Here is a 13,157-nt window from a genome sequence, read left to right on the forward strand (position 1 = left end):
ATTTCCGATTTCAGAGTTATATAGTTGAGCCTAGGATCGGCAAGAGTAAAACTCCCGCAAATCGCTTCCCGATAGCTCTGGATACAAAGGTAAGAGTGCATCTAGAGAAAAGATAGAATCACCCAGTGGCTCGTACATCGCTTCTATCAACGCATGATTTCCAGATGTTAGAACGTAAATAGCGGTAGACATGCCGTGTTCTTCAACATCTTCAAAGAGAAAGCTAACACTCCCCTTTTTCATATTAACAAACACTTCTTCAGTGTCAGCATCTACCCCTTTGTAAGACCAATACCTAGATAGTTCATATATCGCTGTTGGTATAAAACTAGGGTCTAGGTATAAAGATGGCTCTGACTGCAATTTTTCAATAATGGCAGATTTGACTATTCCAACTCTTGTAGATGCATTCAATCCATCCTCATAATCAAAGTAGATATCTAAGTGCTCATTAATCCAAACATCTCTTTTTTCTGCCAATTCAGAGAAATCTATAGCGCGCTTTTTGTTATCAACGAAGCTACTGTACAAATTCCCGCAGTCCTTCACCTCATTCGCGTTAATCGAAAGGGATATTAAAAGAACCAACCATGCTGCAAGTCTAAACATCTTATTGATAATCCTAGTTAAAAATACAAAAAGCTCCTTATAGAGTTAAACATCAAACCACTCCACCTGTGGCGTCCAAAATACTGCCTGTTGTGTAAGACGCATCTTCAGAAAGTAAAAAGCATATGGCTCTCGCAACTTCTTCCGGTTCTCCGCCACGTTGCATGGGGATGCGCGGTGCAAGTCTCGTGACGCGACCTGGCTCTCCGCCATCGGCATGAATATCGGTGTGAATGAGACCCGGTCTAACGCCGTTTACGCGAATGCCTTCCGCGGCAACTTCTTTGGCAAGCCCAATGGTTAGGGTATCTACCGCACCTTTGCTGGCAGCATAGTCAACATATTCGCCTGGTGAGCCAGTACGTGATGCGCCAGAGGAAACGTTAACAATCGCTCCGCCCTTTCCGCCGCGTTGGGTGCTCATACGTTTTACCGCTTCGCGGGCGCAGAGAAAACTGCCGGTGACATTGGCTGTCAGCACTTTGTTGATGCGTTCGGCAGTTAACTCCACCAGCTTGCTTTGGGTGAAAAGGATACCTGCGTTGTTCACCAATCCCGTCAGCGGCACTGTATTGGCATCTATCGCGGCAAAGAGCGTGGCAACGCCCTCTTCCGTTGAAATATCTGCTTTTACCGCAAAGGCGCTGCCGCCGTTTTCTTCAATCTCTTTGACCACTTGGTCTGCGGCATCAGTGCGGGAGTGATAATTCACGCACACGGTATAGCCCTGTGCTGCCAGCAGTTTTGCGGTGGCTGCTCCAATACCACGGCTCGCGCCTGTCACCAGTGCAATTTCGTTTTTCTTTATCACGGCTTACTTCTTCCCTGCATTTGGATAGTCAATGTCTTCGATGTCCACAACCTGCCACGGTCGGTTTTTGTTTCTGAAGATACGTTTGTGCTGTTTGGGGTAATCCGCTTCATCATGGTCGAGACGCTGACCCACCACAATGCAACGAAGGGTTTCGTCGCCTGTGTTGGTCATGATGTGTGGCAGCCCGCCTGCAGGGTAGCCAATGAAGTCCCCCTCACCCACCTCGAAGTCTTCATCATCAATCGTCACAGTGGCGGAACCAGAAAGGATGTAGACGCACTCGTCCTCAAAGTAGTGAACGTGATATTCGGTCGATTCATACCCTGGCTCAATCTCTACAATGTGGAAGCCTAGACCGGTCAGGCCTGCCAGATCACCGAGGGATTTATTGGTGCGAACCGCATTGGGGTTGAGGAAGTGGGTTTTGGTAAGCCCTTCCATAGATTCGATATCTTGCTTCTTGACGATGTACTGGCTCATTGCTTTCTCCTTTTTTCACCACCATGCACTGCCCAACAGCAGGTGTAATGAATACAAAGGGAGAATTGGGATCTTTGTCTCGCAGCAAAGGGAAAGAAACCCGCTAGAGGTTCAGCGGGTTATCTGGGTTAACGTACTTTCGGTTAGTGAAAGCTGGGAATGAAATCTTCGTCTAAATCCAGCCTTTCACCGTTAAGCGAGACGGGGTTCATCACGTCATCGATGCGCGGGTCAGACAGCATCCGCTCCATTCCTTCATCTCTCGCCTCTCTCGAAGGCCAGATGATCCAGGAAAACAGCACCACGGACGGGCAATTTTCATAGCCGGATAACGCCACGTTTCTTGAAGATTCCTGCTCATTGCAGTGAACCACATTGAGTGCACCATACGCGCGCATCAAGGGGATCGCGTCCTGAACCAGACGCTTGTAGGCTTCTTTATTGGCAACAGGCAAAGCTGTCACCAGTCCATCAACATATAGCATGATCTACTACCTCCGCCGATTCAGTTCCACTCCTATAGCGACCCTGCAAACGGCTTTATGATCAAGCCACTGACTTCTATATTATTGAAATTATGGTTTATTTGGTGAGCACTGAGGGAGTGCCCAGCGCTTTACCATTACTCTTCCTTGTTACGCGAATAGTACCTTTTGCGACTTGTCAGTGGATGACTCAGAAAGGAGACATGCAAAAAGTTTCTTATTTGTGTTTGATATTGAGAGGAAAATTTTTTTGATCTTTGTCGTCAGCAAATCGAACGGAAATGATCGATGAGACCGACGATTTCGTCACCCATCTCACCAAACTCTTCAGGGGAAAGATCGCGATCCAAAAAGTCGTTGTAGCCACGAAGTTGGGATTTATCGAACGTTTCCAAATTACGGAACCCCATCGACCAGTCAGGAAACGCCCGCTTTTTGATTTCGGAGCGATCAAGGACAACGACTCTGTTGTGGCGATCATCCTGCTCAATCTTTTGAAATAGCTTATCGACGTTGTGCTCTTCACCCTCCAATACCTGAAAGAAGTTGCCTTTCGCATAAAGTAAAAGGCCACTGACACCGAGCTCCCCGTTTTTTTGACGAGCCTTGCCAAGCAGTTGCATTAACTTACTTTCCGTAAATTCCACGGTCGCCGAACTGGCATAGATTAATCGAATCATCCTTCCCCCACGTTGCTTTTAAGCAATGGATTATCAACTCACTATAGTTGTTCTTCTCAGTAATCGGGGGACACGTAAGCCTATGAATATACCGAACAACATACTCATAACAGCGGCAAAACCTGATAAGGAGAAGGCAGGCAGGGACAAGAGCAATTGGCTGTCGTTTCCGCCTCCGGCGAGAGAAGCACCAATGCCCATCAAGATACCCGCAAACAGGTGCCGCCAATACATATAGAAGGGTTGGAGGTTGAGCTTGAAGGAACGTGTTATCAGCGCCGCAGATGCCATGCCCGCCACCAGAGCAAAAAGCAGCAGGGAACGTTCAAAAGAAGGCATTCGTTCATCGGTTTCTTCCCAAACGGAAAGACTCAAATCTGAAAGATACCCGCTGGGTGTCCATTTGGGTTCGTAGAGAAACGTCAGGCTGCCCATCAACCCAATCGCCAGCATGCTAAGCCAAAGCCGTGTATCCCATCTTTTGATCAGAAGAATGCCAGCGCTAATTAACAAGGAAGCCACCAACAAGGCGGTAAAATGCCATTGCGGTAAGGCAGAGGAAAGCCTTGGGGGAAGAGTGTCAGCAACACTCGCCAGCAGAATCCAACCTATCAGCCAACCGGAAACGGTCGCAATCATCAGGGTGTCACCGCGTGACAATTTGCTGATGGTCGAAACACCGCAGCCCTGATTCATGGCGGCTCCGAAGCCAAACAGCACGCCACCGATCAGCGCCGTCCACTGTATGGCATAAACGCGAAAAGGCACTTCTATGGTCATCATGTCTGCAACCAACAAAGAAACCCAACCTAGTACGCCGCTGGTCAGAATAGCGATAAGAAACTGGGGGCGTTTATCTAACGCTTGATTGACCCCTTTCACCAGGCAAAGCCCTGTGGTCTGGGCGAGATAGCCGAGAACAAAAAGAAACAAGATGGCGATGAGAAAGAAGGTCACGGACTGCTGAAACCTGAATAAATTTCTTGGTGGTGGCCTTGATTGTAGTGAATAACAGGCGCTGGGTTTGGCTCAATGTTTAGATGAAAAACAAAGAACTAGGCCGTATTAGGCACGGTTAAAATGCGCTGCGTTCGGAGCCAAAGAAGCATCCATTAAGGAATGGAGGATTGAAACAGGTTCACCGGAATGTCGATGTCTTTTCCTGTGTCCTGATAGATTTTGAACGCGGCACTGATGCGGTGACCACCATCTTGCAACACGTAAGTCTTCCCGCAGGCACAGCGGATAAGTTGGATCGCTTCGTTAATGTCCGCGCCCTGCTTCAGTTCTTTCAAGATGGATTTGAACCGGGCATCTTCTCCCCGCACCCAGTTCAAATTCATGGCGACCAGCTTGCTGACTTTCATCAATTCCATTCGCATACTCCTTTCTACTGAGAGTATGCACCGAAGGAAGTGGGTTTTGCGTCTCAGCTTCAGTGCAAAGCACTATTCATTCGCCGCCAGCCATTTTCGTAACAGACCAGCCAACTGCTTTTGCTCATCGGCTGTCAGCGCTTCCAGAATGTGTCGTTCGTTGTCGATGTGCTGCTCGACGACCTTGTCGATCAGTGCCTGTCCTTCTTCGGTAAGGGTGACCAAACAGCTTCTTCTGTCGGTTTCGCTGGCTTGTCGAATCACAAGACCACGCTTCACCAAGCCATCGACGCGCGTGCTCATGGCTCCGGATGAAAGCATCAGGGTTTGATAAAGGTCAGTCGGGGTAACAGGTTCGCCGGCGCGGCGGAGGGAAGCCAGAATATCGAATTCGATATTGCTGAGGTCATTTTGCTTAAATACGTCTTCCAGTTTCGGGGTGATGATTTGTTTCGCCCTTCCAAGTCGTCCAATCACGCCCATTGGTGAGCAGTCTAAGTCCGGTCTTTGCGTCGCCCATTGGGCAATGATGGTATCTACATGATCGGCTTTCATGGTGTCCTTCACTTCGGCACTCAATCTATCTTTTGAAAAAGATACTTGATCAAAAGAGACAATGCGAATATTTTATCTTTCATAAAAGATACTTTTTGAAAAACTTTGACCGGAGGCACATGTGGGCAATTACCTGTTAGCAGCATTGGTTCCTATTTTATGGGGAAGCACTTACGCTGCTGTCAGTCTCTTTTTGCACGATCTCTCGCCTTTTTGGGTGGCAGTTTGGCGTGCGCTGCCTGCGGGTCTGTTGCTTCTTTTATTGAAGCCGGGGCGCCCTCCGCTACCTTGGTCAAAAATGACCTTGTTGAGCGTCTTTAATATTGCCGCTTTCTTCCCGCTGTTATTTATTGCGGCTTACCGTCTTCCGGGCTCTGTCGCCGGCACACTTGGCGCAACCTTACCGCTGCAATTAATGCTGATGCAGTGGTTGGTGGAAGGAAAACGCCCACAACTGAAAATGCTGTTGTTGGCGCTGGTTGGCTTCTCTGGGATTGTGATGATCTTGAACCCGAGCGCTGATATTGACCCTATCGGCGCAGCGGCGGCACTGGCTGCGACAGCATTGGTGGCAAGAGCTTCCTTATGGCTGAAAGACTGGCCAGTCACGGATATTTTCCGCCTGACAGCTTGGCAGTTAACACTGGGCGGTCTATTACTGGTGCCATTGGCATTCATTGTGGAAGGCGCACCGAAACCCATTACCACCCATGAATTACCGGGGCTGGTTTGGGTCAGCTTGCTGAACAGTTCGTTCGCTTACTGGGCATTTTCGCGGTCAATCAAAAAGATTGGCGCAGACAGCATGGCAATGATCAGCATGCTGAACCCTGTTGCTGCGGTCACCTTGGGTATTTTCCTAGTCGGTGAAGTATTGGGGCCGTACCAATGGCTTGGTATCGCCATGGTGATGATGAGTCTGGTGTTGATGGTGTACAGCAAGCAAAGAACGCAACGGAAACTGATGCTGAACCCCGCACATTAATCAAGTTTTCAAAGCCCCTGCAAAGGGGCTTTTTCGTCTGCACTTATTGTTAAGACAAAATACAGCCGAAAGCACAGAAAAGGTTGAAGCAAATCTAATATTTACGCTCAAACAGATGCATATTCCATTTGAATCATTTCAGTTTATTCGTCCTACAAACACCGCCTCCATAGATACATCCTTCGCCTTTTATCGCAACCAAAGTCATTCCCTCCTGATAGTTTCGGAACAGCATACCTTTACGCTTTTCAGCCCAGCTTGAACACCGCCCAAAGCCAATGCTAAATGTTCTTTCACTCAAAGGATTGGAGGAAGACATCATGGACATTCGTATCGACGACCTAAACGGCCCGGAAATTAAAGGCCTCCTCCAGGAACACCTCAATAACATGCACGAAATCAGCCCGCCAGAAAGCGTGCATGCCCTTGACCTCAGTGCCTTGAAAGCCCCGGATGTGACACTTTGGAGTGTCTGGATTGAGGGTGAACTGGCCGGTTGTGGCGCGCTGAAGAAAATTGGCCCGTCGCACGGTGAAATCAAATCTATGCGCACATCACAAAAACACCTGAGAAAAGGTGTAGCTGCGAACTTGCTCGCACATATTCTCCAAGAATCACGCAGGCGTCAGTACACGCGTCTAAGTTTAGAGACAGGTACTGAACCAGAATTTCAGCCAGCGCATCGTCTTTATGAGCGTTTCGGCTTCGAAGCTTGCTCGCCATTCGGGGAATATATTGAAGATCCAAACAGCGTCTTTTATACCCGAACACTGCAACAGTTCAGTCCTGCCTAACGTTAAGGACAACGTAGATACAGGGTTATGCATAAAAGAATAGAAATTATTGATTACCATCCGCGCTACACAGAACAAACCATTTCCATGTGGCGCAATAGCAAAGAACGAGCCTTGGGCATTCCCGAGGCTCACGATTTTGAAGCACATCGTTACTACCTCAACCGTATTCTCACGGCGACGAACCGCATCTATCTTGCTTTAGAAAGACGTTCCGAACGTGTATTGGGCATGATTGCGTTTGACGAGAACGTGATTACCCAGCTTTACGTCGATTGTGAGTATCAGCATCAAGGCATTGGCAGCGCCTTGGTCGAGTTAGCCAAAGAAACCACCAGCGATAATCTTCAGCTTTATACCTTTGAAATGAATGAGGTAGCGCGACGATTTTGGCGCAAGCATGGTTTTGTCGAAAAGCAAATTGGCCAGCACGACAATGAAGAAGGTCTGGTAGATGTGCTTTGCGAGTGGATCCGTGGAGACGACTTTCCCACCCTTCAATACGCGGCGATGTAACCCCACTTCCCCCCGTTTTTCATCACATCAATCAGATTTACACCTCGAATTTGTGCAATGGTAATCGGGTGGTTTCTCACCACAACCACCTGATATTCCATAAAATTCACATCCAGTATCCATCAACATCTTTCATCGTCACAAGCAATAAATTGACTTGTCGCTAGCTTCGCAAAGCTGTAACTTGCGCGCTCTTTGGTGCGGTGCCGAGCAAGTGGATGAAATGAGCGCCGCCGGAGCCTGGTACGCTGAGCAGTCGCCCTGTCTGGGCATTCAGCGATAACGATAGTCTTGATTATTCAATCAGTTCTTACAAATGTGAGCGGCATGTTCCCGCCGAGCTACTATCGTTTACTTGAGTTAGTGTCAACGACTGATGCGCTCACTCCATCCGTTCGAAAATCACTACCTGGGGCATTGACAGCGATGACTGACAAAAACACAGCTCGACCAGCAGTCGAGGACAATAACCAAGCTTTATCAAATGACCGATTGCTTGTTGGCTGGCGTGAATGGGTTGCCTTACCAGATCTGGGTATCACTGCGATCAAAGCGAAAGTGGACACTGGCGCACGTACTTCGTGTTTGCACACTTTCGGCATTACCGAATATGAAAAAGATGGCGAGAAATGGGTGAAGTTTATGATCCACCCAATTCAAGACGACAACATGACCGAAAAAGAGTGTCACGCAAAAGTGAAAGACATGCGCAAAGTGCGCGACTCTGGCGGTCATGAGACCTTGCGTTATGTCATCGAAACAACACTGGTGGTTGGTAACTTGTCATACCCTATCGAAATGACACTGACCAAACGCGACACCATGGTATTTAGAATGTTGCTGGGTCGTACCGCAATGGAAAATCGACTGTTGGTCGATCCGGTTAAATCTTTCCTCGTTCAGGCGCAACAAGGTTAATTATATGAAAATTGGAATTCTCTCTCGTAACGAAAATCTTTATTCCACTCGCCGCCTGATCGAGGCGTGTGAGCAACGCGGCCACGAATATAAAATTATTGACGCGCTGCGTTGTTACATGAACATCAACTCTACCCAACCTTCTATCCATTTGATGGGTGAAGATCTGGTGGGTTTTGATGCCATTATTCCGCGCATCGGTGCATCTGTGACCTTCTATGGCTGTGCCGTTTTGCGCCAGTTCGAGATGATGGGAATCTACACCCTGAACGATTCAGTGGCGATTTCCCGCTCACGTGACAAGCTGCGTTCACTTCAGCTGCTGTCTCGTAAGAATATTGGTATGCCTATCACAGGTTTTGCGAGCAAACCGGGCGATATTAAAGACCTTCTGAACATGGTGGGCGGTACCCCTGTGGTCATCAAACTGCTGGAAGGAACCCAAGGTATTGGTGTGGTTCTGGCAGAAACCCGTAAAGCGGCAGAGAGTGTTATCGAAGCCTTTATGGGCCTGAAAGCCAACATCATGGTTCAGGAGTACATCAAAGAAGCGGGCGGCGCGGATATTCGCTGTTTCGTTATCGGCGATAAAGTGATTGCAGCGATGAAGCGTCAGGCACTGCCAGGCGAATTCCGCTCTAATCTGCACCGCGGCGGCAGCGCGTCTCTGGTACGCATTACCCCAACGGAACGTAAAACAGCGGTTGCTGCTGCGAAGGCGATGGGTCTTCACGTAGCAGGCGTTGATTTGCTGCGCTCTGAGCGCGGACCTCTGGTGATGGAGGTGAACTCTTCACCGGGTCTTGAAGGGATCGAGACTGCTACCGGTAAAGACGTAGCAGGCCTGATCATTGAACATATAGAGAAAATAGTCTCTTCTCCGAGGACAAGGACACGTGTCAAAAGCAAATAACAAAAATAATGCATTCGAAATTGGCGGGACGAGTATCCCGCCAGGTCAACGCGCAAGTGTTGAATTTGAAGTTGCTAAGCTTTACACACACTCTCCGCTATCTGTAACAGCGGAAGTTATTCATGGTAAGAAGCCCGGCCCTGTTTTGATGATAAACGCGGCTATTCATGGTGATGAGCTAAATGGCGTTGAAGTCGTTCGCCAGATTTTGGATCGTTTAAACCCTGCCACGTTGAAAGGCACGGTGATTGCGATCCCTGTGGTGAACGTTTTCGGTTTCATTCATAAATCGCGTTACCTTCCAGACCGCCGTGACCTGAACCGCTGTTTCCCGGGTTCTGAGCGTGGTTCTATTGCCGGTCGTATGGCGTACCAGATCTTCGAACAAATCGTTCGTCGCTGTACCCATATTCTTGACCTGCACACGGCTGCGATTTATCGCACCAACCTACCACAAATCCGTGCGAACCTTTCCAACGAAGAAACCTATGAAATGGCGTTGGCTTTCGGCACCCCTGTGGTTATCGATGCTGCACTGCGCGAAGGTTCTCTGCGTTCTGAAGCGGAAAAGATTGGTATTCCGGTACTGACTTATGAAGCCGGTGAAGCGCTGCGTTTCGAACCTTACGCCATTACTGCGGGTGTGAAAGGTGTGAAGCGCGTGATGCAGCACCTTGGTATGATCCGCAAGGCAAGCAAAAAGACCAATGTTGAGCCTGTGATTGCCCGTGCGACCCGTTGGGTACGTGCAGAAGCAGACGGTATTCTGCGCTCTCACGTGCTTCTTGGACAGCGCGTGAGCAAAGGTCAGTCTCTGGCTTCAATCAGTGCGCCTACCGGTAGCGAAGAAATTCAAATCTACGCACCACAAGGCGGCATTATCATTGGTCAGCAAACCCTACCACTGGTAAACGAAGGTGATGCGATCTATCACATCGCTTTCTTTGAAGAACCAGACAAACTGGTTGAGCAGCAAGTTGAAAACTACCTCGATGAAGTGGTTGACGACTCAAGCAACGAAATCAAATGGGGCATTGGCGTGCAATAAGCGCGGAGATTCCCAACAAGAAAGGAGCGCTATGCGCTCCTTTCTTATTTTTACAAAGCCCCTAAATTTCAAACCATTAATCCATTTCGTTCAGCACCTTTCTTCTTTTCGTCGGCAAGCCAGTCCTAGTGATTCCCAACGCTGCCAAACCACGCAATTTTTACCCTGATTTAACAAAGTCCTTTCATTCTCATTTTTGATACCTGACTCAAAGTTAACCACTGTCTAAGATTTAATCGACATCAGAGGACTGACCAGAGGAAATTGAAATGAAGGGAATCGTTATAGCGATGTTGTTCACCATCACGTCGTTTTCAGTATTTGCTGGCTCCACCACATCAGGCACAACCACTACAGGTTACACCCAAACCAAATACCCTATTGTGCTCGTTCATGGCTTGTTCGGCTTTGACAGCATTGCGGGGATGGATTACTTCCACGCCATTCCACAAGCGCTGACCCGCAGTGGCGCAAAAGTGTTTGTGGCGCAAGTATCGGCGACTAACAGTTCCGAAAAACGCGGTGAGCAGTTGCTGCGTCAGGTACGTTGGGTGAAAGCAGTCACAGGGGCAAGTAAGGTGAACCTGATTGGTCATAGCCATGGCAGTCCAACCGCACGCTATGTGGCATCTGTTGCGCCACAGCACGTGGCTTCGGTCACCAGCGTCGGCGGTGTCAACAAAGGCTCTGAGTTCGCTGATGTTGTTCGCGGCACCTTCCCTCCCGGCTCTGCTGGCGAAGCGTTAGCCGTTACCGCTGCCCGCACCCTTTCTGGCTTAATCAGCCTGCTTTCAGGGGGTTCTAGCTTGCCGCAAGATCCGTTAGCTTCATTGCATTCGCTAACCACCAAAGGTTCTTTGGCGTTCAATGCCAAATACCCTGAAGGTGTGCCAACCAGCCGTTGTGGAGAGGGTTCTTACCGCGCAGCAAACGGTGTTTATTACTACTCCTGGTCTGGTACCAGCACTGTCACTAACGTATTCGATATCAGTGATCCCGTCCTTTTCGCCACTGGCCTTTTCTTCTCAGAAGCTAACGATGGCCTTGTAGGACGATGCTCAACCCATCTGGGTAAAGTCATTCGCAGTAACTACCGAATGAATCATCTTGACGAAGTCAATCAGCTGTTTGGCCTTCATCATCTTTTCGAAACCGACCCCGTTACCCTTTATCGTCAGCACGCCAATCGCCTTAAGCGTCAGGGGTTGTAAATAAGGAGACGTCTCATGCGTATCTCGTTCACCAGCTATAAAATCGCAATTCTGATCATCGCCGGGATTTTGCTGTTCGCCGCGCTTTATCTTTTCTCCGGTTCAACGGAGCAAAACACGGTCGCGAGAGCACCTTCCCACGAAGGGACAGAGGTCGATATATCTTCTGACCGTGATACGTTTGAGTACTTTCTTTCTACCTTGGGCGAGCGCGATCTCGCCCAGATCACCACAGATTACGAAGCCTTTGCTGACACCCTCAGTTTTGGCGAGAAGCAGAAGGTTCTTTTTGAGAAATACCAAGCCTATCGCCAGTCACTGGTCGGAATGTCAATGCCTGAAGGTTTATCCGGATTGAATTACCTCACATTCATTCATGAACAAACGCAGAAACTGCAATCCGAACACTTTTCCGATGCCGAGCGACAACGCATTTTCTATGAGGAAAACCTCGCCAGAGAAATGACCATTAAACGCATGCAGTTGGAAAGCATGGGGCTAGACCGGGATGCAATGAATGCACAGTGGCAAGCGGAGTTAGATCAGCTGCCACCAGACATGAAAGAGAGTTACCAAAACGCGGCTTTACTGGGCGAGATGAATGCCCTATCAGCACAGGATGACAGCGAAAAGCTTCAACAGTTGAATGAGTTAGTCGGGGAAGAAGCCGCACTCAGGTTGCAGGCCTTTGAGCAAGAAGAGGCTGAATTTAACAATCAATTCCAACAATACCTGACTGAGCGTCAGAGCCTGCTGGAGGAGAGTTATTTGTCTGACACCGAACGCGAGCAGGCACTCAGTGCGCTGAGAGAGTCCTATTTTTCCGATGAAGAAAGACGCCGTGCTGCCGCCTTAGAGCGCATTCACGACGACGAATCCAACGCTATTTAATCTGCCCGGGGCTCCTTATTCCGCCTGCGAGCCCCACTTCAGCACAGGCCATTGATACTCACCCGCCTTTTTGAAGAGCTGACTGCAAGGATTCACCACGTACACTTCATCGGCAAACAGACACATCGGCAGATCATTGATTGAATCCGAATAGAAGCTGATGTGCTCGAAATCCTCGTCTAGCGTTGCTATCCATTGCGCAAGACGGTGGACCTTGCCTTCACGAAAGGATGGAATGCCATCAGGCTTTGGTTGATATTGATCGTTCTCCACCACCAAATCGACCCCCATCGACACATCCGCCCCCAGCACCTTCGCAATGGGATGCACAAGAAAACCGAGCGATGCTGAAATGATGGCAATGCACGCACCTTCTGCCCTCAAAGTTTCAAACCGTGCTTTGGCTTCCGGATAGATATGTTCCAACATACGCTCTTGGACAAAGCGCGCAGCCAGCGCATCAACATCCGCGACAGAACAAGATGTTAACGGCGACAGGCTATACGCTAAATACCCATCAAGCTCTAACGTGCCTGCGAAGTAGGCATCCATGTACTCTTCATCTTTCTTGAGAAAATCAGGATCGCTCACCATGCCAATATCAATCAGGTATTGGTGCCAGCGGGACATGGAATCGCCTTCCACCAGTGTGTCGTCCAAATCAAACACAGCAAGATGTGCGGACATGGCTATCTCCTTGATTTAATGGGTAATGAATGGCGTTATGCTGACAATCATATTGGCACAATTTGATGACAGTGGGGCTACCGAGTGCACGATTGTGAGAAGTGAGCGGGTTAAAACCCTAGGGGCTGTTGACCTTTGGTGGTGAAATTTTGTTCTAGCCCTAAGCGTTTTAGGCGCGGCGAGGTGTGTGCCGCC

Annotated in this window: 18 protein-coding genes; 8 read left to right on the forward strand and 10 right to left on the reverse strand. The window is 48.9% G+C overall.

Going from position 1 to position 13,157, the window contains the following annotated elements; translation table 11 throughout:
- Positions 1-30: 30 nt before the first annotated feature.
- The 8 genes from RN22_RS13210 to RN22_RS13245 all read right to left on the reverse strand — a co-directional run bounded on the left by RN22_RS13210 (position 31) and on the right by RN22_RS13245 (position 4,999).
- Positions 31-609 carry a hypothetical protein gene (locus RN22_RS13210; RefSeq protein ID WP_046304956.1) on the reverse strand — a complete coding sequence of 193 codons (579 nt, stop codon included), beginning with the start codon at positions 607-609 and terminating at the stop codon, positions 31-33.
- Between the two features lie 52 nt (positions 610-661).
- Positions 662-1,417, reverse strand: coding sequence for an SDR family oxidoreductase (locus tag RN22_RS13215; protein WP_197076298.1), 756 nt, complete (start codon positions 1,415-1,417; stop codon positions 662-664).
- A gap of 6 nt (positions 1,418-1,423) precedes the next feature.
- Positions 1,424-1,903 carry a cupin domain-containing protein gene (locus tag RN22_RS13220; RefSeq protein ID WP_046304960.1) on the reverse strand — a complete coding sequence of 160 codons (480 nt, stop codon included), beginning with the start codon at positions 1,901-1,903 and terminating at the stop codon, positions 1,424-1,426.
- A 143-nt stretch (positions 1,904-2,046) separates the two neighbouring features.
- The gene (locus RN22_RS13225) at positions 2,047-2,388 is read right to left on the reverse strand and encodes a DUF1428 domain-containing protein (RefSeq protein ID WP_046304963.1); all 342 of its coding nucleotides are present in this window, start codon (positions 2,386-2,388) and stop codon (positions 2,047-2,049) included.
- Positions 2,389-2,651: 263 nt separating this feature from the next.
- On the reverse strand, positions 2,652-3,068 hold the full coding sequence (locus RN22_RS13230; protein ID WP_046304965.1) for a BLUF domain-containing protein: 417 nt from the start codon (positions 3,066-3,068) through the stop codon (positions 2,652-2,654).
- Between the two features lie 33 nt (positions 3,069-3,101).
- A complete protein-coding gene (locus RN22_RS13235) occupies positions 3,102-4,025 on the reverse strand; it encodes a YeeE/YedE thiosulfate transporter family protein (RefSeq protein ID WP_046304967.1) in 924 nt (307 codons plus the stop codon).
- Positions 4,026-4,180: 155 nt separating this feature from the next.
- On the reverse strand, positions 4,181-4,444 hold the full coding sequence (locus RN22_RS13240; RefSeq protein ID WP_002538979.1) for a hypothetical protein: 264 nt from the start codon (positions 4,442-4,444) through the stop codon (positions 4,181-4,183).
- A gap of 72 nt (positions 4,445-4,516) precedes the next feature.
- Positions 4,517-4,999: a MarR family winged helix-turn-helix transcriptional regulator gene (locus RN22_RS13245; RefSeq protein WP_046304969.1), complete on the reverse strand. Its 483-nt coding sequence runs from the start codon at positions 4,997-4,999 to the stop codon at positions 4,517-4,519.
- A 121-nt stretch (positions 5,000-5,120) separates the two neighbouring features.
- Between RN22_RS13245 and RN22_RS13250 the strand changes: the two genes are divergently transcribed.
- The 3 genes from RN22_RS13250 to RN22_RS13260 all read left to right on the forward strand — a co-directional run bounded on the left by RN22_RS13250 (position 5,121) and on the right by RN22_RS13260 (position 7,294).
- Positions 5,121-5,984, forward strand: a complete 864-nt coding sequence (locus RN22_RS13250; RefSeq protein ID WP_046304971.1) for a DMT family transporter — start codon at positions 5,121-5,123, stop codon at positions 5,982-5,984.
- Positions 5,985-6,304: 320 nt separating this feature from the next.
- The gene (locus RN22_RS13255; protein WP_039850053.1) at positions 6,305-6,778 is read left to right on the forward strand and encodes a GNAT family N-acetyltransferase; all 474 of its coding nucleotides are present in this window, start codon (positions 6,305-6,307) and stop codon (positions 6,776-6,778) included.
- A gap of 27 nt (positions 6,779-6,805) precedes the next feature.
- Positions 6,806-7,294, forward strand: coding sequence for a GNAT family N-acetyltransferase (locus RN22_RS13260; protein ID WP_046304973.1), 489 nt, complete (start codon positions 6,806-6,808; stop codon positions 7,292-7,294).
- On the opposite strand, the gene RN22_RS25555 is transcribed toward RN22_RS13260, so the two are convergent.
- Positions 7,276-7,404, reverse strand: coding sequence for a hypothetical protein (locus tag RN22_RS25555; protein ID WP_255350068.1), 129 nt, complete (start codon positions 7,402-7,404; stop codon positions 7,276-7,278). The two genes, RN22_RS13260 and RN22_RS25555, sit on opposite strands and share 19 nt — an antisense overlap.
- Positions 7,405-7,720: 316 nt before the next feature.
- On the opposite strand from RN22_RS25555, the gene RN22_RS13265 reads away from it, so the two are divergent.
- The 5 genes from RN22_RS13265 (at position 7,721) to RN22_RS13285 (ending at position 12,275) form a co-directional block, all read left to right on the forward strand.
- Positions 7,721-8,212 (forward strand): ATP-dependent zinc protease, encoded by a 492-nt coding sequence (locus tag RN22_RS13265; RefSeq protein WP_002538971.1) that lies wholly within the window; start codon positions 7,721-7,723, stop codon positions 8,210-8,212.
- Positions 8,213-8,216: 4 nt separating this feature from the next.
- Positions 8,217-9,125, forward strand: a complete 909-nt coding sequence (gene rimK, locus RN22_RS13270) for a 30S ribosomal protein S6--L-glutamate ligase (protein ID WP_002538970.1) — start codon at positions 8,217-8,219, stop codon at positions 9,123-9,125.
- Positions 9,109-10,173 (forward strand): succinylglutamate desuccinylase/aspartoacylase family protein, encoded by a 1,065-nt coding sequence (locus RN22_RS13275; protein ID WP_046304975.1) that lies wholly within the window; start codon positions 9,109-9,111, stop codon positions 10,171-10,173. Before rimK ends, RN22_RS13275 begins: the two co-directional genes overlap by 17 nt.
- Positions 10,174-10,442: 269 nt before the next feature.
- On the forward strand, positions 10,443-11,384 hold the full coding sequence (locus RN22_RS13280) for a triacylglycerol lipase (RefSeq protein ID WP_039850051.1): 942 nt from the start codon (positions 10,443-10,445) through the stop codon (positions 11,382-11,384).
- A 15-nt stretch (positions 11,385-11,399) separates the two neighbouring features.
- Positions 11,400-12,275, forward strand: a complete 876-nt coding sequence (locus RN22_RS13285; protein ID WP_046304977.1) for a lipase secretion chaperone — start codon at positions 11,400-11,402, stop codon at positions 12,273-12,275.
- Between the two features lie 15 nt (positions 12,276-12,290).
- Here RN22_RS13285 and RN22_RS13290 read toward each other — a convergent pair whose 3' ends face one another.
- Positions 12,291-12,962, reverse strand: coding sequence for an HAD family phosphatase (locus RN22_RS13290; RefSeq protein WP_046304978.1), 672 nt, complete (start codon positions 12,960-12,962; stop codon positions 12,291-12,293).
- Positions 12,963-13,157 lie beyond the last annotated feature (195 nt).

The sequence above is a fragment of the Grimontia sp. AD028 genome (genome assembly GCF_000973155.1).
In the GTDB taxonomy this organism is placed as follows: Bacteria; Pseudomonadota; Gammaproteobacteria; order Enterobacterales; family Vibrionaceae; genus Enterovibrio; species Enterovibrio indicus.